Consider the following 19,979-nt stretch of genomic DNA (forward strand, 5'->3'; position numbering starts at 1 on the left):
TCCTGTCTGAAGCTTACCTTTTTCCTATGGTCAACCTTTCCTCTCTACTGCCCGCTGTGCTGGTTCGCACCTTGGTGGTTTTGCTTCTTTTGGCTTTTCACCTCCCGGCGGCGGGGCAGGCTCCGGCTTGGCAGTCGGCGCGGGCGGTGGCAGTGGCCACAGCGGCGGTAAGCGGTAATTATTCAATTGTGAAGGCCACAGCCGTCGATGCAGCGGGCAACGTGTACCTGACCGGAGATTTCCAGAATACTGTGGTACTGGGCGGCACCACGCTGACGAGCCTCGGAATCACGGACGTGTTCATCGCTAAATTCAACCCCTTCAGCAACCAGTTCATTTGGGCCCAGCGTGCCGGCGGCACGGGACGCGACATATGCTCCGCGCTGGTCGTGAGTGGCACCAGCATGTATGTAGCTGGCTCTTTCAGCAGCCCCACGGCGAGCTTTGGTACGACCATGCTGACCAATGCGGGTACGGGCTCTACGGCAGGCACTTTCGACGTGTTTGTGGCCAAGCTCACGGACGCGGGCCCTACAGGCAGTTTCGTGTGGGCACAGCAGGTCGGCGGCGCGGACCTCGACGTAGCCAACGGACTAGCCGTTAGCGGCGTCAGTATTTACGTGTCCGGGGATTTCGGCAGCCGTACAGCCGCCTTTGGCGCCTCCACCCTGACCAATGCGGGCTTTTCAACGCGTTCGTGGCCAAGCTCACGGACACTGGTAGCACCAGCAGTTTCGTGTGGGCGCAACGGGCCGGTGGCACAAGTGACGACCATGCCAACGCGCTGGCCGTGAGCGGCACCAGTGTTTACGTGGCGGGGTCTTTTGGCAGCCGTACGGCGGCATTTGGCGCCATTACCCTGACCGTAGCGGGCTCGAATGACGTATTTGTGGCCAAACTCACGGACGCCGGCCCCACGGGCAGCTTTGCTTGGGCGCAACGGGCCGGCGGCGCGGGCCTCGATGAGGCCTACGCGCTGGCCGTAAGTGGCACCAGCGTGTATGTGGCTGGAAGATTCACTAGTCCTACGGCAGGCTTCGGCGCCACCACTCTCCTCAATGCGGGGAGCGAGAACGGTTTCGTGGCCAAGCTCACGGACGCCGGCCCCACGGGCAGCTTTGCTTGGGCGCAGCGGGCCGGCGGTACGGGAACAGATTACGCCTACGCGCTGGCCGTGAGTGGCACCAGCGTGTACGTAGGCGGGAGGTTCACCAGCCCCGCAGCGGGCTTTGGTGCAACTACTCTTGCCACTGCGGGCGCTGCCGACGCGTTTGTGGCCAAGCTCGCGGACGCGGGCCCCACGGGCGTCTTCGCATGGGCGCAACGGGCCGGCGGCACGAGCGGCGATGAGGCCCGCGCGCTGACGTTGAGCGGCACCAGCGTGTACGTGGCCGGGTATATTCAGAGCACTGCGGCTGACTTCAGCACTATCGTCCTTTCCAGCCCCGCCACGAACGCAGCCCTTGGCTTCCTCGCCACCCTCACCGACCCCACCCTCACGGCTACCACGGCCGCCATCCCCCGCGAACCGGCCCAACTCTTCCCCAACCCCGCCCGGCACGCGGCCACCCTGCGCCTGCCCGCCGGCACCGCCCCCGCGTCCCTCACCCTCACCGACGCGCTGGGTCGCCCCGTGCGCCGCTACCCCGCACCGGCCGGCCCCGAAACCGCCCTCGACCTGCGCGGCCTGCCCGCCGGCCTTTACTTGCTGCGCGGCGCCGGCCCGGCCCAGCGCCTGGCGATAGAATAGCAATAGCCTAGAAATAAAAAAGCCGCTTCATCAACTGAAGCGGCTTTTTTAGCCTTGTAGTTCGGTAGGCGGGTTATTTCAGCGTGAATGTGGTTTTGCCCATCAGCTGGCCGCTTTCATAGAGCTCCACGGTGTGCTGTCCTTTCTTGTAGTCGGCACCTTTGGCGTACACAAACTCCAGCTTTTGCTTGGTGTTGTCGTACACCACGTCTTGTTTTTGGGTATAAAAAGCCTCCTGGCCATCCACGGTGAAGGTGCCGCCGCCGGTGCTCAGGTTGTAGAGTGCGGCGCCGTCGGGCTCCAGAATGCGCATGTAGATGGACTTGGTTTCCTTCGGCGACACGTCGTTGCGGGCCAGGTTGAAGGTCACTTTTACCTTCTCCACCTTCTTGGCCTTGAACTCCTCTTTGTCGTCTTCCTTCTCCTTGTTCTTGGAGGTGATGATGGCGACTTTGATGTTTTCGGACTGCAGGCGCGACGCAATGCCCACTTTCTCGCTCAGCTCGCGGTTGCTGCGCACCACCGTGCTGATGGTGTCCGTCAGCTTGTTTTGCTTCTCCTTGAGCGTGGTGGTTTCGGTGTAGAGGGTTTCGTTGTCCTTCTTCAGTTGGGCAATATCGTCGTCGCGTTTGCGCAGCTGGCTTTCCAGGTTGAGGGCGCGCTGCTTAAACAGGTTTTGCTGGGCAATGGAGAAGCTGCCGGCCCGGAACGAGCGCAGCTTCAGCAGGTCGGCGTTCACGCTGGCAATCTTGGCCACCAGCGAGTCGTTGCTCAGGCCCAGGGCCTGCAGCTCCTGGCTTTGGCGCTCAAAATCGGCCTTCAGCGCCTCGTATTGCTTGATTTGTTCCTGGAGCTTGCTGTCTTTGGCCTGCACTTCGGTGGTCAACTGCTCGTTTTTCTGGCCTTTCTGCTGGTTGAGGTAGAACAGGACGCCGTTGATGCCCAAGAGCACCAGCACGAGGGCTGCCCAGAGCAGGACGCGGCTGTTATTGGAGCGGGGTTCGGGGGTTTCGTTCGGGTCCATGCGGGAATTGTTAAGCGGAAAAAGCAAAAGAAAAGCAAAGCGCCCGCCGCTATGCGGCACGTACCTTTGGGCGTAAAAATAGGGGACTTCCGTGCCCTGGCAAGTTACAAGTATACTTCAACGGTATGGAAACGGTTTTTCCGGCGTTCGACGCCGCCTACTGGCAAGGCCGTTACGACGCAGGCCGCGACGGCTGGGATGCCCACGCCATCACGCCCCCGCTGCGCGCCTATTTCGACCAGCCCGACGTGGCCCAGCAGCCGCGCATCCTCATCCCCGGCGCCGGCCGCGCCTACGAGGCCGAGTACCTCCACCAGCGCGGTTTCGAGCAGGTGTTCGTGGCCGACATTGCCCCCGAAGCCCTGCGCGCCCTGGCCGCCCGCGTGCCCGATTTCCCAGCCGGCCACCTCTTGCTGGCCGATTTCTTCACGCTGCCCAACGACCCGCCCTACGATTTAATTGTGGAGCAAACGTTTTTCTGCGCCCTCCACCCAGCCTTGCGCCCGGCCTACGCCCGGCAAGTGGCCCGCCTGCTGCGGCCCGGCGGCACGCTCATGGGCCTGCTCTTCGACACCGATTTCGGACCGGTGCAGGAACCCCCGTTTGGCGGCAGCAAGGAAGAATACCGCCAGTATTTCGAGCCGTACTTTGAGTTTCGGCACTTTGAAACGGCCACCAATTCGCTCAAACCCCGGCAGGGGCGCGAGCTGTTTATTTGTTTGAAGAAACTGTCATCCTGAGCGCAGCGAAGGACCTTATCACGTTTGGATTAGTTGACTTATTGCAAACATTCCAGCCGTGATAAGGTCCTTCGCTACGCTCGGGATGACAAACATGTAGCGACCAAAAATAACCCTCACCACATGCTCCAGGCCCTCGCCAACACGCTCCCGCACTTCCGCCACACCAACTCCGGCCAGTTTTTCCTCATGGCCGGGCCCTGCGTCATCGAAGGCGAAGACATGGCCCTGCGCATCGCCGAGCGCATCAAGCACCTCACCGATAAGCTCCAGATTCCCTACATCTTCAAGGGCTCTTACCGCAAGGCCAACCGCTCGCGCCTCGATTCCTTCACCGGCATCGGCGACGAAACGGCCCTGCGCATCCTGCAAAAAGTGGGGCGCGAAATCGGCGTCCCCACCGTCACCGACATCCACGAATCGAGCGAAGCCGCCCTGGCGGCCGAGTACGTCGACGTGCTGCAAATCCCGGCTTTCCTGTGCCGGCAGACCGATTTGCTCATCGCCGCCGCCCAAACCGGCAAGGTGGTGAACGTGAAAAAAGGCCAGTTCCTGAGCGGCGAAGCCATGAAATGGGCCGTCGATAAAATCCGCCAGTCGGGCAACCCGCACGTCATCCTCACCGAGCGCGGCAATTCCTTTGGCTATTCCGACCTAGTGGTGGACTTCCGCAACCTGCCCGCCATGCGCGAGTTCGACGTGCCCGTGGTGATGGACGTGACGCACTCGCTGCAACGCCCCAACCAGAGCAGCGGCGTGACCGGCGGCCAGCCTGCCCTCATCGAAACCATTGCCAAAGCCGCCATCGCCGTGGGCGCCGACGGCCTGTTCATCGAAACCCATCCCACGCCCGCCACGGCCCTCTCCGATGGCGCTAATATGCTGCCCCTCGACCAATTGGAAACCCTCCTGGTGAAGCTGACGCGGGTGCGCGACGCCCTGCGGCCCACGCCCGGCATCGACACGCAGGGCTTGCAGGCCTAACATTCCGAACCGCATTGATAAGAGTTGATGACGGAGTTCCGGCTGTATAAATCTCGGCGGAAGGCACTGCGGCTGTTGCTGGGGTGCGGGGCCTTTGTGGCGCTGGGCATTTTTCTGGCGGTTCGGGGCGCCACTCCGCCCTGGGGGCCCTGGGTGTGCATCGGCTTTTTTGGCCTGGGCTTGCCCCTCAGCCTTTTCCAGTTGCTGGACCGCCGCCCGCAAATCATTGTGAACGAGTTCGGAGTATTTGACCGTACCGCGCACCACGAGTTCATCAACTGGGAAATCATTCAGAGTGCTTACCTGGTGCAGATGCACCGCCAGCAATTTATTTGCTTGGTGGTGGATGCCGCCTTCGAGCCCTCGCGCCGTAAAGGAAAATTCCAGCAGGGCATGGCCAAACTGGGCAAGGACCTGGGATTTCAGGAGCTGAACATTTCGCTGGGGTACATCGATGTTGACCCAAGACGCTTTGCTGCGTTCATCTTGGCCATGCGCGGTGCCGCGCCGCCCAAACGGGAAACGCTGGTAAAAAATGCCATTGCCAATCTATGATGGACGCGGACTCGCAAAGCCCGCAACACGGGCTCAGGGGCGCAGCCAAAAATGCTGCTTGGGTTGGTTCTTCCGAAAGAACACCAGCCCAATGTAGAACAAGTCAACCGTCAGCATCACTTCCGGGTGAGCTTTGATGGCTTCCCAGGCCCGTTCCATTTCAGCGGACCAGTGGATGTCGTCGAAGACGAATACCGAGTTCTCGGTACGGTGGGCCAAGCACTGCTCGAAGTAGCGCAGCGTGGGCTCGTAGCGGTGGTTGCCGTCGAAAAAGGCGAAGTCGACCGGACGATTCAGCGCCGCCAGGGCGGAAGCGAGGGTGTGGTCGATATTTCCTTCGATGACGTCGATGTTGCGCAGCTGCAGCTCGGCAAAGGTTTCGCGGGCCACGGCGGCCACGTTGGGGCAGCCCTCGAAGGTGACGACGCGGCTCCGCGAATCGGCCGAGGCTAGGTAGGCAGTGGTGAGGCCCAGCGACGTGCCCAGCTCCAGAATGGTGGCCGGCCGGAAGTAATTGACCAGCCGAAACAGCAGCTGCGCCAGGGGCCGGGGCTTGGCGGCCGTGCGGGCAATGTCGGCCACGCGGCGCTGCCGGCCCGCGCCGGTGTGCGAGCCCGCCCCAAAATCGGTGACGCTGATGCTGGCCGGGCTGCCAAGCAACTGCTGCCGGCGCGCTTCGACGGCCGCGTAGGCCTTGTACGAGCCCGTGTGGCGCACCACCGAGGTGTAGAGCCCAAACACGAAGGGCGAATGCAGCCCGTGGGCATTGCCCGAACGAAGCCAGAAGCGGAGGTAGGCGAGGAGCTGAAACAAGAAGCGGGCGAACAATGCGAGCCGCAAAGGTCGCACTGTCCGCCCGCTCTTTGGCGAAACGAGGACTTAGTTGAGGCGGTAGGGCACCATGAGGGTGAACTCGGGAATCTCCACGTTGAACTCCTGGCCGTTGGCCAAGCGCTCCATGAGGTAGGTGCCGCGCATCTTGCCCACCCCCGATTTCAGGTTGCAGCCGCTCACGTACTGGTGGGCCTCGCCGGGCTCCAGCACGGGCTGGCGGCCCACCACGCCTTCGCCCTCCACCTCGCGCACCACGCCGTTGGCGTCGTGAATGTGCCAGTGGCGGCGCAACAGTTTCACGGTGAACTCGCTGTTGTTGCGGATTTCAATTTTATAGGCGAACACGAAGTGTTCCTGGCCGGGGCTGGAATAGTCGGGCAAGTAGTTGGTCGTAACCGAAACGGTGACGCCTTGCGTAGTGGTGGTGGGCATAGGTGTCGGGCTATAAGGTAGCTGCGGGCGTAACAGCAGCCCGCGGAAATTGGTTTTACGCAAAAGCGGCCTTTCAACGCCGCAAACACCCGTTTATTTTCTCCAAATTTTCAATGGTAAAGATAGCCGAAAGCTGGCGGCCGGTGTTAGCCGACGAATTTGAAAAACCCTATTTTCAGCGGCTAATTGCCTTTGTGAAAGGGGAATACGCCACGGCTACCGTGTACCCGGCCGGCTCCCAGATTTTTCACGCCTTCGACGCCACCCCGTTCGAAAAAGTGAAGGTCGTTATCCTGGGCCAAGACCCTTACCACGGCCGCAACCAGGCGCACGGCCTGTCGTTTTCGGTGCAGGAAGGGCAGCGCACGCCGCCCTCGCTCCAGAATATTTTCAAAGAGTTGCAGGACGACATCCCCGGCACGCCGCTCGCGCCCAACGGCAACCTCGACCGCTGGGCCCAGCAAGGCGTGCTGCTGCTCAATGCCACCCTCACGGTACGGGCCGGCGAGCCCGCCTCGCACCAGAAAAAAGGGTGGGAAGAATTCACCGACGCCGTGATTCGCAAGGTTTCCGAAGGCAAGGAGCACGTGGTGTTCATCCTGTGGGGCGCCTACGCCGGTAAGAAGTCCGAGCTGATTGACGAGAAGAAGCATTTGGTAATTAAGTCGGTGCATCCGTCGCCCTTTGCGGCCGACAAAGGATTCTTCGGCAGCAAACCATTCAGCAAGACCAACGCCTGGCTTCAGCGCATGGGGCTGGAGCCGATAGTGTGGTAGGGTTCAAGCGTCATGGCGAGGCCGCAGGCCGTGGCAGCCGAAGGTCAGCGGAGCTAATCCGTCCGGTTCTCAGCGACCAACTCACTGATTTGACTTGTCAAATAAAAAGCCCCGACTCCATGCAGAGCCGGGGCTTTTCACATTATGAGGCTGGTTGCTGAGTGAGGAAGGATTAGCTCCGCTGACCTTCGGTTGCTTCGCTGCGCTCGCAAGGACAGGCGCTTAGTGGATGATGTTGAACAAGCGGCTCCAGCGGATTTTGTGCCAGAAGTCGGCGTTGGGGTCAATGGACAGCCAGATGAGGACGGCTTTGCCCACGATGTGGTCTTCGGGCACAAAACCCCAGAAGCGCGAGTCCTCGGAGTTATGGCGGTTGTCGCCCATCATCATGTAATAGTTCTGCTTCACGGTGTAGCTGGTGAGCTGCTTGCCGTTTTGGTAAATCATGCCGTCGGCGTTGTTCCAGGTAATGCCTTCGTTGCGCTCGTAGCGGGCCACGATTTTGTAGTAAATGGCGGCATTGCCGGGGCTCAGCGTGATGGTCTGGCCCTTTTTGGGCACGGGCAGCGGGCCGTAGTTGTCCAGGGTCCACTTGCGCGGGGTGGCGCTGGTGGCGTCCGAATTGGTAAAATCAGCCTTGTCGGGAAAGAGCGACGGCAGCGGCGGCTCGTACACATCGAGGCGCTTCACATAAGGCTGCTTGCGAAAGAAATCGGCAGCGGCTTGGGTGCAGCTGATTTTGTACACAAAGGTGCCGGGCACCTCGCCGCCCATGGCCTGGGGCATGCCGCCGGGCTGGGTGTAGTCCACCACGCCCTGGGAGCGCAAGGCGGCCAGCACCTCGTCGTTGGGGTTGTCCACCTGCATCACGTAGTCGGTTTGCAGGCCGGGCACGGTGCCCTCGGGCTGGCCGTTGAGGTACACCTGGCCGTTTTTGATTTGCAGGGTGTCGCCGGCAATGGCCACGCAGCGCTTGATGTAGTTGGTGCGCAGGTCGGCGGGGTACTGGGTTTCGTGGGGCACGTGAAACACCACCACGTCGTTGCGCTTCACTTCCGAAAATCCCGGCAGCCGGTAAGTGGGCAGTTGAATGAGTTCGGAATAGCTTTTCAGGCCCGTGCCCCACACGGTTTGGTGGGTGAGGGGCACCTGCAGCGGCGTTTGCGGCGTGATGGGCCCGTAGTGCAGCTTGCTCACGAACAGGTAGTCGCCCACCAGCAGGGAGTTTTCCATGCTGGGCGAGGGAATGGTGTATGCCTCAAACGTGGCCCAACGGATGAGCGTGGCCGCCACAATGGCAAAAATCAGCGAATCGGCCCATTCGCGGGTTTTCGTTTTGGGCGGCTTGGGGGCAGCGGTGGGGGTGGTTTTGAGCAACGACATGGGCAAGCTTGGGCTTGGCAGTGAATATCAGGCAAAGAAAGGCAGCAACGGGCCAGATTGCCCCGCCGCGGCCGGCAAATGGTGAGGCAACTACAAATCCAGCAGCTCTTTCATTCCGAACACGCCCTGGCGGCCGGGCAGCCACTCGGCGGCCAGCAGGGCGCCCAGGGCAAAGCCCTCGCGGCTGTGGGCCTCGTGCTTGAGCTCCAGCGTGTCGACGTCCGACGTGTAGGTGACGATGTGCGTGCCCACCGCCTCGCCGGCGCGCTCGCTGATGATGGCCAGCTCGGCCGGGGCTTCGGCCGGGGCGTTGCGCCAGGTGGTTTTGGCCGGGAAGTGGCGCAGGATGCCCTCTGCCGTGGTGAGGGCCGTGCCGCTGGGCTGGTCGATTTTGTGGGTGTGGTGAATTTCGCGCACCGCCACGTCGTAGCCGCCAAACTGGTTCATTTTGGCCGCGATGTACTCGTTGAAGTGGAAAAACAGGTTCACGCCCACGCTGTAGTTGGAGGCGTAGAACAGGCTGCCCTTCACTTCTTCGGTCAGGGCCGTGGCTTCTTCAAAATGATGCAGCCAGCCCGTGGAGCCGCACACCACCGGCAAGCCCTGGCGCAGGCAGGCCTGCACGTTGGCAAAGGCCGAATCGGGGTGGGTGAACTCGATGGCCACGTCGGCCGTGGCGGGGCTGAAGTCGGCGATGCTGGCCTGGCTGGCGTGGAGGTCCACAATGCCGGCAATTTCGTGGCCGCGTTGCTGGGCCAGCGCGCCAATGGTCTGGCCCATTTTGCCGTAGCCGATGAGAAGAATTTTCATGGTAGTTATCAGGGGGCGTTGGCGGTTTTCGGGTCGGCAGTTGCGGCCATCTCGGGCCTGACAGCTGACAACGAACTGCTGCCAACTAAAAAGTTATTTCACGCGCAGCGCCACTTGCAGGCCGGGCGTGAAGGGCAAAAGTGCACCCTGGCCGGGCACCTGCAGCAAGGTGGGCTGCCAGTGCACGGCCAGGTCGTCGCTCACGTCGAAGTCTTTGAGGTGGGCGTCGACCAGCGCATCCACGATTTGCAGGCCGTAAGCCAGCCCGATGTAGAGGTAAAAGATGTCGCGGTTGCCCCGGTAGAATATCACTCCACTGTTGAGCGCGTCGGCACTGTTGAACAAACGGGCCCGCGGGCCCAGCCGCGTGCTGTGGAGCAGCGTGGGGTCGGCCGTAACCAGATTGTAGGCATCAGCAAATTCGTTGTAGCGCTGCTGGTAAAACACTTCCAAGCCCACCACGGTGCCCAAAGCGCCGTACACCAGCGGCAGCTTCCACCAGCGCCGGTTGTATATCTGGCCCGCGCCGGGCAGAATGGTGGCCAGCAGGGCCGCCTTGCCGGGCCGCGTGAGGCGAATGCCCTCGTAGCCAAAGGCCCGGAACATGCGCTCGGTGCGCTTGGCCGAGTCGGCCGCGGCCTTGCTGCGCTTGGCTTCGGGCGTCACCACCGGGTCGCGGCGTTCGGTGGTGTCGGCGAGAATAGCGGCGGGCGTGCGCCCCGTGGGGTCGTTGGGATTGGTCGGGTTATTCGGGTTGAATACCTGCGCCCCGCCACTGTGGCCCGCCAGCAAGGAGCCAGCCAGAACCAGCACGGCCGCGATGTGGTGATACAACTTCTTCATAGCAACTCCGCTAACGGAAAACGCCCGGGTTTCGCATGTTGGCCAGCGCGTTGAATTACGAAAACCACCCGCCCACCGGGGGCAGCCTTACGAGGGATGCAGAATGTGCAGGATGCGCTGCATGTCCTCAATCGAGTCGAAGGCGATTTTGATTTCGCCGTTGCCCTTGGGGCCGGGGCGCACCTGCACGCGCGAGCCAAACCGGTCGGTGAGGTGGCGCTCGGTGCGGCGCAGTTCGGCGGCGGGCACCGCCGGCTGAGCAGGAGCCGAGTTGGCCGAGCCATTGCTGTTCGACTCAGGCGCGGGGCGGCCGAAGCCGTTGCGCACCAGCTCTTCCACGCGGCGCACGGAGAGTTCTTCGGCCACAATCTTGCGGTAGAGCTCCACCTGGGCCTTGGGGTCGTCGAGGCCGATGAGGGCGCGGGCGTGGCCCATGCTGATGGCGGCGTCGCGCAGGCCAATCTGCACGTCGGGCGGCAGCTTGAGCAGGCGCAGGTAGTTCGTCACGGTCGAGCGGTTTTTGCCCACCCGGTCGCCCAGCTCTTCCTGGCGCAGGTTGCACTCGCTCAGCAGGCGCTGGTAGCTGAGGGCGATTTCGATGGCATTCAGGTTTTCGCGCTGAATGTTCTCAATCAAAGCCATTTCCAGCATCTGCTGGTCGTCGGCCTTGCGGATGTAGGCGGGAATGGTCTCCAGGCCGGCCAGCTTAGAGGCCTGCAGGCGGCGCTCGCCCGAGATGAGCTGGTAGGAATTGGTGCCGAGCTGGCGCAGGGTCACGGGCTGGATGATGCCCTGGATTTTGATGCTGTCGGCCAGTTCCTGCAGGGCTTGCTGGTCGAAATGGGTGCGGGGCTGGTAGGGGTTGGCCTCGATGTGCTCGACGGAGATGAAGCCCACCGAGTTGACGGGGTGCGACACGAGGCGGTCGCCGGTACCGGGCCGGTCGCCTTTTTTCTCGTAGCTGCCCTCAATCAGGGCATTGAGGCCGCGGCCCAGGCCACCCTTGCGTTTCACCGCGGCGGCAGCAGCCAAAGCAGCTTGCAATTTCTCTTCGTTTCTCTCTTGAGCCATAGTACGTCGGCCGGGCCCATAAAAGGCATGCGGCAACCGAACGTCAAAAATACGGAGAGTTCAGCGAAGGGCAAGCCGGAAGTTTGGGGCGACGTTCTGACGGGCGCCTCACCCCCCGGCCCCCTCTCCCAAAGGAGAGGGGGGAGCCAGACGCAAGACCCGAATGCAAAGCCCTGTCGGGGCGGCCCTCGTTCAACGAATGCCGCCCCGACGGGGCTTTGAGAACCTGAAGAAACTTGGATTACTACCGATATGTCGCCCCGCTGGGGCTTATGACACTACAACTTTGGATTCTGATGCAGCGCCAGCACCTCAACTACTTCGCACGGCCCGATATTCAGCCCACCTTCTCGGAAATAACCCCGTGTACCAAGCTTTATGTGCTGGCTGTGAAATTCCCGAAAAGCAGAATTTAGAATATACATATCAGCCAAGCCAGAATTAGGCATGGGCTCACCTTCGGGCAGCATTTCGCCAGATGGTGTGATGAATATCGGCCAAATCACAAATGTCTGATTTGGTGGGCTTATGTCCTCGTCTTCGTAAGCAAAATCCCACCGGATGCCCTGGAAGTGCGGCTTCTTGCGCCCGCCTTCTTCGGCGCTGTAGATGCGGTAGCTTACCCGAAAATCTGGCGGCAGGTGTCCGGAGGAAGAAGCCATCGGGAACTGGCTGGGCTTTAATAATCAGAAGAGACTTCTGCTACTATAGCATCTGTTGATTACCTGCGCAGTGGAGATGCTGCGACTTCGCTCAACATGACGTTCTAAAACTAAATCCGCTCGTCCTCCGCGGTTTCCTCGGTGGCTTCCACGCTGTTTTTCTCCACGATTTCGCGGGCCAGGTTGAGGTAGCTGATGGAGCCTTTGCTTTCGGCGTCGTGCAGGATGACGGGGATGCCGAAGCTGGGCGACTCGCTCAGCTTCACGTTGCGCGGGATGATGGTGTCGAAGGCCAACTGCTGGAAGTGCATGCGCACTTCTTCCACCACTTGGTTGCTTAGGCGCAGGCGCACGTCGTACATCGTGAGCAGGATGCCTTCGATTTCGAGGTCGGTGTTGAGGCGGCTCTGGATGATTTTGATGGTGTTCAGGAGCTTGCCGAGGCCTTCGAGGGCAAAATACTCGCACTGCACCGGGATGATGACCGAGTGCGCGGCCGTGAGGGCGTTGACCGTGATGAGGCCCAGCGAGGGTGAGCAGTCGATGATGATGTAGTCGTACTGCTCGGCGAGGGGGCGCAGGGCCTCCTTCATTTTCTCTTCGCGGTTGGGCAGGTTTATCATCTCCACCTCGGCGCCCACCAGGTCGATGTGGGAGGGCATGAGGTCGAGGTGGGGCAGGATGTTGGTGGGCAGGATGATGTCCTGGGCGTTGATGCCGTCCACCATGCACTCGTAGATGCTGTTCTGGATGTCCTTGGGGTCGTAGCCCACGCCGGAAGTGGCGTTGGCCTGGGGGTCGGCGTCGACGAGCAGGGTCCGGTAGTCCAGGGCGGCCAGGGACGCCGCGAGGTTGATGGAAGTAGTGGTTTTGCCCACCCCGCCTTTTTGATTGGCTACCGCAATGATTTTTCCCATGAGTCTCTCTAGTTGTCAGTTGTTCGTTGTCAGTTGTTAGTGGTTTGTTGCTTCATCGTCAGGTAGTGGGCTTTTTAAGGGCCTTTCAACTAACAACTGACAACGAGCAACCGACAGCTAAAAACTAATAACTTTTGCCGTAGCATTGCACAAAGATACATTCTTTCCCTGTTCGCATGGCCCCTTTTTTGGCTCGTTGGGCTGGCTTCTCGGCTAACTGGTTTGGACTTTCGCTGGGCTTGCTAACGCTGGCCGGCTGCCACGACGCGGCCCGCCCGGCCGCCGACGAGCGCCGCGTGTTTCGCTACAACCAGCCCGAAGCCCTCTCGTCGCTCGACCCCGCTTTTGCCCGCAACCAGGCCAACTGGTGGGCGGTAGGCCAGCTCTACAGCGGGCTGGTGGAGCTGGATTCGACCCTGCTGCCCGCTCCGGCGCTGGCCCGGCGCTATAGCATTTCGCCCGACGGCCGCCTCTACACCTTCGTGCTGCGCAAGGGCGTGCGCTTTCACGACAGCGACGTTTTTCCGGGCGGCAAAGGCCGCGAAGTGGAAGCGCAGGACTTCGTTTACAGCTTCAAGCGCATTCTGGACGCGGCCACGGCCAGCACCGGCGGCTGGATTTTTCGGGGCAAAATCCTGGAAAATCCCGACGGCTCGCCCAGCGACACGGCCTTCGTGGCGGCCAACGACTCCACGCTGCGCATCCATTTGAAGGAGCCGTTTGTGCCGTTTTTGGGCATTCTGACCATGCCCTATGCCTACGTGGTGCCGCACGAAGCCGTGGCCAAGTACGGCAAAGACTTCCGCGAGCACCCGGTGGGCACGGGCCCGTTCCGGTTCAAGCTTTGGGACGAGGGCAACGTGCTGCTCTACGAGCGCAACCCCAGCTACTGGCGGCGCGACCGGCAGGGCAAAGCCTTGCCCTATCTGGACGCCGTGGCCATTAGCTTTCTGCCCGACCGCAAAACCGAATTTCTGACCTTCATGCAGGGCAAGCTGGATTTTCTGTCGGGCATCCGGGCCGGTTCGCGCGACCTGATTATGCACCCGGACGGCACGATTCGGGAGGATTTCAAGGGCAAATTCACGGTGCAGAAGGTGCCGTACCTGAACACGGAGTACCTGGGCATCCAGCTCGACTCCGCTAACCTGACGGGCGAACAGGCCGTGCAGGGCCGCGCCCTGCGCGACAAGCGCGTGCGCCAGGCCTTGAACTACGCCCTCAACAAGCCCGAAATGCTGACTTATCTGCTAAACCGGGTGGGCACGGCGGGCACGTCCGGTTTCGTGCCCAAGGCCTTGCCGTCCTTCTCGGAGAAGGAAGTGCCGGGCTACAGCTACCAGCCGCAAAAGGCCCGGCAACTGCTGCGCGCCGCGGGCTACGGCCCCGGCAAACCGCTGCGCCTGCGCCTAAGCACCGTGCTGGAACGCAAGGAGATAGGGGAGTACCTGCAAAAGCAATGGGCCGACGTGGGCGTGCAGGTCCAGATTGACATCAACCAGTCGGCCGCGCAGCAGGACCTAGTAGACAACGGCCGCGTGGCCTTTTTCGCCAAAAGCTGGCTGGGCGACTACCCCGACGCCGAAAATTACCTGGCGCTGTTCTACAGCCCCAACTTCAGCCCCGGCGGCCCCGATAAAACCCACTTCAAGAACGCGCAGTACGACAGGCTCTACGACGAAGCCCGCCGCACCCAGGACGTGGCCCGGCGCACGGCCCTCTACCAGGCCATGGACCGCATTGTGGTGGAAGAGTCGCCCGTTATCAGCCTGTATTACGACGAAGTGGTGCGCCTCACGCAGAACAACGTGCGCGGCCTCACGCCCAACCCCATGAACACGCTGCTGCTGGAGCGAGTACACAAGGACTGACCCACCTTTTCGCCTTTAATCTGACTCGTTATGCGCTTTCTCCGCCCGTCGATTCTACTGGTGCTGCTGGCCCTGCCGTGGGCGGGCGCCGTGCGTGGCCAAGCCGCTGGTGCTGCCTCCGAAGCTGCCCCGCTGGTGATGGGGCAGACGTTCACCATTGCCTCCAAGGCGCTGGGCGAAACGCGCCGCATCAACGTGTACCTGCCGGCGGGCTATGCCGAATCGACTACGCTGCAGCTGCCGGTGCTTTACATGCCGGATGGCGGCATGCAGGAGGATTTTTTGCACGTAGCCGGCTTGGTGCAAGTCTCGGTGGGCAATGGCACGATGCGGCCGTTCATCCTGGTCGGCATCGAAAACACCGAGCGGCGGCGCGACCTCACCGGGCCCACCACCAACGAGAAGGACAAGAAAATAGCCCCCCGAGTGGGCGGCTCGGCTGCTTACCGTCAATTTCTGCGCGAGGAATTGATGCCGGCCGTGAAAAAGCGCTACCGCACCACCGCCGAAACGGCCATCGTGGGCGAGTCGCTGGCGGGCTTGTTCGTGGTCGAAACGCTGCTGCTGGAGCCCGAACTGTTCAACACCTACCTAGCCTTCGACCCCAGCCTGTGGTGGAACAACGGCCAGCTGGCAAAAGAAGCCAGCAAGTTGCCTTGGTTCACGGCCAAGAGCAGCCAGCCCAAAACCGTGTTTCTGGCTACCAGCCGCGATGGCGACCCGGACGTCGTGAGCCAGCTGGCCAAGCTGCTAAACAGCAAACCGGGTGGGCGCATCACTGCCTATTCCGAGGCCATGCCGCAGGAGTCGCACGCCACCATCTACCATCCGGCGGCGCTGAAGGCGTTTCGCACGGTGTTCAAGCCCGCGCCTTCGGAAGGAAAATGAGCCGGCCCGCAGCTGGGGCACGTCTTATCTGTCGGCCGCGGTGGACTGAACCAACGGGTCGAACTGGTGCCCGAAATAGGTGACGAGCTGCCGCACGTTTTCGGGTTCGCCTTCTTCTACCCGCACCACTTTGAGCTGGCCGTTGGCCTGCCGCACGCCAATGATGGTGCTGGGCAGGTCGGTGGTGTGCTGGGTGTATTGCTCAGCAAACTGGTCGAAATGCGCTTCCTTGGCCTGGCGCAGCAAGTCGTCGACAGCGGCTTTGGACAGCCTAAGCTCTTTCTGGCCCACAAACGGCACGCCGCGCCGGCCTTCGTACAGCACGCGCCCATCGGCAAACACCTGCATGCGGTAGGCCGGACAAGTGCCGAAGCAGGGCGTCCGCTCGAAGGTGATGACCGGGCTTTCCTCGGCCGCGGGCTTGGCGGCAGCCACGGGCTTTGTGCTGCTTTTGGCCTTTTTTACCTTCACCTTCTGGGTTTTGGAGGCGACTTTTTGGGCGCAGGCGGGCAGCGCGAGGCCGAAAGCAAACAGGAACAGCAGCAGGGCGAAATGGCGCATGACGGGGGGGTATAAAAGGAATTGCCGCGTGAATGTAGGCAAACAAAAAACCGGCAGAACGAAAACCGTGCCTATGGTCTTCGTTCTGCCGGTTTTGGCCCGCCACCCATTCCGGATGACGGGAAAGATTACGACTTGCGCTTGGCCTGGGCTTCGCGCTCCTGCGCGGCCTTCATGGCTTCGGCAATGCGGCCCTGCAGGCCGCTGGGCTTCTTGTCCTTGTTCTTGATTTTGTTGGCTTCGAGCTGGGCGCGAATCTTGGTGTCATCTACCAGGCCACGGGTGATGGCCTGCTGCGCGAAAGTGATGACGTTCGACACGAAGTAGTACCAGGTGAGGCCGGCCGCAAAGCTGTTCAGCACGAACAGGAAGATGATGGGCATCAGGTAGCTGTACGTCTTCATCGGGCCCTGCATGGCCGTGTTCATCTGGTTGCTCTGCCAGGTCATCACCAGCGTGGAGGCCGTCATGAGCAGCGTGAACATGCTGATGTGGTCGCCGTACCACTTGATGTAGAAAGGCAGTTTGGCAAACACGTCGTAGGAGCTCAAGTCCTTGGCCCACAAGAAACTCTGCTGACGCAGCTCAATGGCGTTGGGGAAGAACTGGAACATGGCAAACAGGATGGGCAGCGTGAGCAGCGTGGGCACGCAGCCGCTCAGCGGGCTCACGCCGAAGGTCTGGTAGAGCTTCATGGTCTCCTGCTGCACCTTGGTCTGGTCGTCGCCGTACTTGGCCTTCAGCTCGTCGAGCTCGGGCTTCAGCACTTTCATGCGGGCCTGGCTTTCGTAGGTCTTGTAGGTCAGGGGCCAGGTCACCAGCTTGATGAGCACCACCAGCAGCAGGATGATGATGCCGTAGGAGCTGATGTATTGCTCCAGGAAATGGAACACGGGCAGCACCACGAAGCGGTTTACCCAGCGAAACAAGCCCCAGCCGAGGTACACGTTGCGGTCGAACTCCGGCGCCACTTCCTTCAGGGTGTTGAAGGCATTGGGGCCGAAATAGAAGCGGTACTGGCCGCGGCCCTGCTCCACCTCGGCCACCGGAATGGAGAGCGTGCTGCTCAGCGTTTTGATGGTTTTGGGGTCTTCCAGGTTCACGTTCGAATTGAACGCGCCGCCAGCGAAAGGCTGCTGGTCGGCAATTAGGCCGGCCACAAAAAAGTCGTGCTTGTGCGCCGCCCATTTCACCGGTCCGCCGGCTTTGAATTCCTCGGGCTTCTCGCTGGCTTCGGCCAGGGCGCCCTGGTCGCCAGCGGCAAGGTAATGGTTGATGGTGGTGTGGTTGCGGTTCTGCTTGAGGTCCTGCTCGGTCTGGCGCACCTGGTCCACGAAGCTGAAGGTGAGCGGCTCCTGGGCCACGGTGCGCTCCAAGCCCACCAGGCGCAGGTCGTACTTCACCTCAAAGCTGTTGGCGGGCAGCGAGTAGGTCTGCACAATCTGCCCCCCGGCCACGGGCGCCGTGAACGTGAGCACCGACGCGCCGTTGGCTTGCGAGGGTGCAGCCTGAAAATTCAGGTCCGAAAACTTGATGCTTTTGCCGTCGACGGTGCGGAAGCGGGTGTCCATGCGGGCGCTTTTGGCGTCGAACAAATCCAACGGCTGGCCGAAAAAGGTCTTGTACTTCAGCAGGCGCACGGCCGTCACGCGGCCGCCGCGCGTCGAGAGCGTCACGTCGAGGTTGGCGTTGGTCAGGTGCAGGTCCTGGGCCGGGCCGGCCGTGGTGTCGAGGGCGGTTTCGGGCGCCAGCGCGGCGGCGGCCGGAGCCGCGGCTGGCGTGGCCGCCGCAGTAGTGGCCGGGGGCGTTTTGCCGGCGGCTTTCTCGTCCTTCTTCGGGCTGAAGAAAAACAGGTACACGAGGAGCAAGGCCGAGATAAGGAACAGGCCGGTTGCTTGATTTCTATCCATTACGATGTTAAAGTTGCGAAGGGGCAAAGGTACGGCGGGACGCTGCGCTTAATGAAGAATGAAAAAGAGGAATAAATAATTGCAGACGCCTGTCCTCCTGAGCGCAGCGAAGAACCTTATCGCGCTTGGGTAAAAAGAATTACCACAAACCGTTTTGACGTGATAAGGTCCTTCGCTGCGTTCAGGAGGACAGGCGTCTGCAATTGCTTTGAAACCTGCCTACCCCTTGCGGTGCTGAATGGCGGCCCGCACGAAGCGCACGAACAGCGGGTGGGGCTGCTCCACGGTGCTTTTCAGCTCGGGGTGGAACTGACCGGCCACGAACCACGGGTGGCTGGGCAGCTCAATCACCTCCACCAGGCCGGTTTCGGGGTTGGTGCCGGTGGCTTGCAGGCCGGCTTCCTCGAAGCGGGGCAGGTACTGGTTGTTGAACTCGTAGCGGTGGCGGTGCCGCTCGCTGATGTGGTTGCGGCCGTAGGCTTTGGCCGCTTTCGAGCCGCGGCGCAGGTCGCAGGCGTAGGCACCCAGGCGCATGGTGCCGCCTTTCTGGGTGATGTTTTTCTGCTCCTCCATCATGGCAATGACGGGGTTGGGCGTGAGGGCGTCCATCTCGGTGGAGTTGGCGTCGAGCAGGCCCAGCACGTGGCGGGCGTATTCCACCACGGCCACCTGCATGCCCAGGCAGATGCCGAAGAAGGGAATGTTGTTTTCCCGCACGTAGCGCACGGCGGCAATCTTGCCCTCGAAGCCGCGCTCGCCGAAGCCGGGGGCCACCAGCACGCCGTCGCAGCCGTGCAGCAGGCCGGCAATGTTGTCGGGCGTCACGTGGTCGGACTGGATGCTGCGCACCGTCACCTTGCACTCGTTTTGGGCGCCGGCGTGCACAAAGGCCTCGTTGATGGACTTGTAGGCGTCGGGCAGCTCCACGTACTTGCCCACCAGGGCGATGGTCACTTCCTCGGTCGGGTTTTTCAGCTTGCCCAGAAAGTCCTTCCACGCCTCCAAATCCGGCTGCTGGGCGCCACCGGTCAGCTTCAGGCGCTTAATCACCCGCTCGTCCAGGCCCTCTTTGCGCATGAGCAGCGGCACCGAGTAGATGCTGTCGGCGTCGAGGCTTTCGATGACCGAGTTGATTTTGACGTTGCAGAACAGCGCGATTTTGCGCCGCATTTCCATCGGAATCGGGTGCTCGGAGCGGCACACCAGGATGTCGGGCTGCAGGCCGGCCTCGCGCAGGTCGCGCACCGAGTGCTGGGTGGGCTTGGTTTTAAGCTCGCCGGCGGCCTTCAGGAAAGGCAGCAGCGTAAGGTGAATGACCAGCGAATCATTCTCGGGCAGCTCCCAGCGCAGCTGGCGCACGGCCTCCACAAAAGGCAGGCTCTCGATGTCGCCGATGCAGCCGCCGATTTCGGTAATCACCACGTCGAACTGGCCGTTCTGGCCCAGCAGCAGCATGCGCCGCTTGATTTCGTCGGTGATGTGGGGCACCACTTGCACCGTTTTGCCGAGGAAGGCGCCCTCGCGCTCGCGGCGGATGACGTGGTCGTAGATGCGGCCGGTGGTGACGTTGTTGGCCTGCGAGGTGGGCGTGTTCAGGAACCGCTCGTAGTGGCCGAGGTCGAGGTCGGTTTCGGCGCCGTCGTCGGTCACGTAGCACTCGCCGTGCTCGTACGGGTTCAGCGTACCGGGGTCGATGTTGATGTAAGGGTCGAACTTCTGGATGGTGACTCGGAAGCCGCGGGCCTGCAGAAGCTTGGCCAGCGAAGCGGAAATGATTCCTTTGCCGAGTGAAGAAGTGACGCCGCCGGTAACGAAAATGTATTTCGCTGCCGACGCGCTGGGGGAGGGGTTGGAGCGTTCGGGCATGACGGGAGTCAAAAGTACGGCGCCCAAAGTTGGGATGGCGGAAAAAAATGCGCGGCCGGGCCACCAATGCCGCCGCGGCTAGCCCGTGACGGCCCGCAAAAA

Annotated in this window: 20 protein-coding genes; 8 read left to right on the forward strand and 12 right to left on the reverse strand. The window is 61.7% G+C overall.

The features are described 5' to 3' along the window. The first annotated feature begins 26 nt into the window (after positions 1 to 26). Positions 27 to 794, forward strand: a complete 768-nt coding sequence (locus JAO73_RS14360; protein ID WP_198977754.1) for a hypothetical protein — start codon at positions 27 to 29, stop codon at positions 792 to 794. After that, on the forward strand, positions 698 to 1,750 hold the full coding sequence (locus JAO73_RS14365) for a T9SS type A sorting domain-containing protein (protein WP_198977755.1): 1,053 nt from the start codon (positions 698 to 700) through the stop codon (positions 1,748 to 1,750). The genes JAO73_RS14360 and JAO73_RS14365 overlap by 97 nt, the downstream gene beginning before the upstream one ends. A 73-nt stretch (positions 1,751 to 1,823) precedes the next feature. On the opposite strand, the gene JAO73_RS14370 is transcribed toward JAO73_RS14365, so the two are convergent. Next, positions 1,824 to 2,774: a DUF8428 domain-containing protein gene (locus JAO73_RS14370; RefSeq protein ID WP_190927386.1), complete on the reverse strand. Its 951-nt coding sequence runs from the start codon at positions 2,772 to 2,774 to the stop codon at positions 1,824 to 1,826. A gap of 125 nt (positions 2,775 to 2,899) precedes the next feature. On the opposite strand from JAO73_RS14370, the gene JAO73_RS14375 reads away from it, so the two are divergent. From JAO73_RS14375 to JAO73_RS14385, 3 genes are all read left to right on the forward strand, one after another. Then, a complete protein-coding gene (locus tag JAO73_RS14375) occupies positions 2,900 to 3,514 on the forward strand; it encodes a methyltransferase domain-containing protein (RefSeq protein ID WP_198977756.1) in 615 nt (204 codons plus the stop codon). 123 nt (positions 3,515 to 3,637) lie between these two features. Further along, on the forward strand, positions 3,638 to 4,498 hold the full coding sequence (gene kdsA / locus JAO73_RS14380) for a 3-deoxy-8-phosphooctulonate synthase (RefSeq protein WP_198977757.1): 861 nt from the start codon (positions 3,638 to 3,640) through the stop codon (positions 4,496 to 4,498). A 27-nt stretch (positions 4,499 to 4,525) separates the two neighbouring features. After that, the gene (locus JAO73_RS14385) at positions 4,526 to 5,053 is read left to right on the forward strand and encodes an STM3941 family protein (RefSeq protein WP_198977758.1); all 528 of its coding nucleotides are present in this window, start codon (positions 4,526 to 4,528) and stop codon (positions 5,051 to 5,053) included. 33 nt (positions 5,054 to 5,086) lie between these two features. On the opposite strand, the gene JAO73_RS14390 is transcribed toward JAO73_RS14385, so the two are convergent. Both JAO73_RS14390 and apaG read right to left on the reverse strand, forming a co-directional pair. After that, positions 5,087 to 5,866, reverse strand: coding sequence for an O-methyltransferase (locus JAO73_RS14390; RefSeq protein WP_198977759.1), 780 nt, complete (start codon positions 5,864 to 5,866; stop codon positions 5,087 to 5,089). A 66-nt stretch (positions 5,867 to 5,932) separates the two neighbouring features. Next, a complete protein-coding gene (apaG, locus tag JAO73_RS14395) occupies positions 5,933 to 6,319 on the reverse strand; it encodes a Co2+/Mg2+ efflux facilitator ApaG/CorD (protein ID WP_190927375.1) in 387 nt (128 codons plus the stop codon). Positions 6,320 to 6,432: 113 nt separating this feature from the next. Here apaG and JAO73_RS14400 point away from each other — a divergent pair, with 113 nt between their 5' ends. After that, on the forward strand, positions 6,433 to 7,095 hold the full coding sequence (locus JAO73_RS14400; RefSeq protein WP_198977760.1) for a uracil-DNA glycosylase: 663 nt from the start codon (positions 6,433 to 6,435) through the stop codon (positions 7,093 to 7,095). Positions 7,096 to 7,317: 222 nt separating this feature from the next. On the opposite strand, the gene lepB is transcribed toward JAO73_RS14400, so the two are convergent. The 6 genes from lepB to JAO73_RS14430 all read right to left on the reverse strand — a co-directional run bounded on the left by lepB (position 7,318) and on the right by JAO73_RS14430 (position 12,781). Beyond that, the gene (gene lepB / locus JAO73_RS14405; protein ID WP_190927372.1) at positions 7,318 to 8,478 is read right to left on the reverse strand and encodes a signal peptidase I; all 1,161 of its coding nucleotides are present in this window, start codon (positions 8,476 to 8,478) and stop codon (positions 7,318 to 7,320) included. Positions 8,479 to 8,568: 90 nt separating this feature from the next. Beyond that, positions 8,569 to 9,288, reverse strand: a complete 720-nt coding sequence (dapB, locus tag JAO73_RS14410; RefSeq protein ID WP_198977761.1) for a 4-hydroxy-tetrahydrodipicolinate reductase — start codon at positions 9,286 to 9,288, stop codon at positions 8,569 to 8,571. 93 nt (positions 9,289 to 9,381) lie between these two features. Next, positions 9,382 to 10,131 carry a DUF5683 domain-containing protein gene (locus JAO73_RS14415; RefSeq protein ID WP_198977762.1) on the reverse strand — a complete coding sequence of 250 codons (750 nt, stop codon included), beginning with the start codon at positions 10,129 to 10,131 and terminating at the stop codon, positions 9,382 to 9,384. A gap of 87 nt (positions 10,132 to 10,218) precedes the next feature. Next, complete coding sequence (locus JAO73_RS14420; RefSeq protein ID WP_410504992.1) at positions 10,219 to 11,163, reverse strand: ParB/RepB/Spo0J family partition protein; 945 nt, start codon at positions 11,161 to 11,163, stop codon at positions 10,219 to 10,221. Between the two features lie 317 nt (positions 11,164 to 11,480). Then, complete coding sequence (locus JAO73_RS14425) at positions 11,481 to 11,864, reverse strand: hypothetical protein (protein ID WP_198977764.1); 384 nt, start codon at positions 11,862 to 11,864, stop codon at positions 11,481 to 11,483. Between the two features lie 110 nt (positions 11,865 to 11,974). Next, complete coding sequence (locus tag JAO73_RS14430) at positions 11,975 to 12,781, reverse strand: ParA family protein (protein ID WP_190927367.1); 807 nt, start codon at positions 12,779 to 12,781, stop codon at positions 11,975 to 11,977. Between the two features lie 176 nt (positions 12,782 to 12,957). On the opposite strand from JAO73_RS14430, the gene JAO73_RS14435 reads away from it, so the two are divergent. Both JAO73_RS14435 and JAO73_RS14440 read left to right on the forward strand, forming a co-directional pair. Continuing rightward, positions 12,958 to 14,652, forward strand: coding sequence for an ABC transporter substrate-binding protein (locus tag JAO73_RS14435; protein WP_198977765.1), 1,695 nt, complete (start codon positions 12,958 to 12,960; stop codon positions 14,650 to 14,652). A gap of 30 nt (positions 14,653 to 14,682) precedes the next feature. Next, a complete protein-coding gene (locus JAO73_RS14440; protein WP_198977766.1) occupies positions 14,683 to 15,540 on the forward strand; it encodes an alpha/beta hydrolase in 858 nt (285 codons plus the stop codon). Positions 15,541 to 15,564: 24 nt separating this feature from the next. On the opposite strand, the gene JAO73_RS14445 is transcribed toward JAO73_RS14440, so the two are convergent. The 3 genes from JAO73_RS14445 to pyrG form a co-directional block, all read right to left on the reverse strand. After that, a complete protein-coding gene (locus JAO73_RS14445) occupies positions 15,565 to 16,101 on the reverse strand; it encodes a DUF6438 domain-containing protein (RefSeq protein WP_190927364.1) in 537 nt (178 codons plus the stop codon). Positions 16,102 to 16,229: 128 nt separating this feature from the next. Continuing rightward, positions 16,230 to 18,011 carry a membrane protein insertase YidC gene (gene yidC, locus JAO73_RS14450; RefSeq protein ID WP_198977767.1) on the reverse strand — a complete coding sequence of 594 codons (1,782 nt, stop codon included), beginning with the start codon at positions 18,009 to 18,011 and terminating at the stop codon, positions 16,230 to 16,232. A gap of 219 nt (positions 18,012 to 18,230) precedes the next feature. Next, entirely contained in the window at positions 18,231 to 19,877 is a 1,647-nt protein-coding gene (gene pyrG / locus JAO73_RS14455) for a CTP synthase (RefSeq protein WP_198977768.1), read from the reverse strand. Positions 19,878 to 19,979 lie beyond the last annotated feature (102 nt).

This window comes from Hymenobacter miniatus, from assembly GCF_016427455.1.
GTDB lineage: Bacteria > Bacteroidota > Bacteroidia > Cytophagales > Hymenobacteraceae > Hymenobacter > Hymenobacter armeniacus.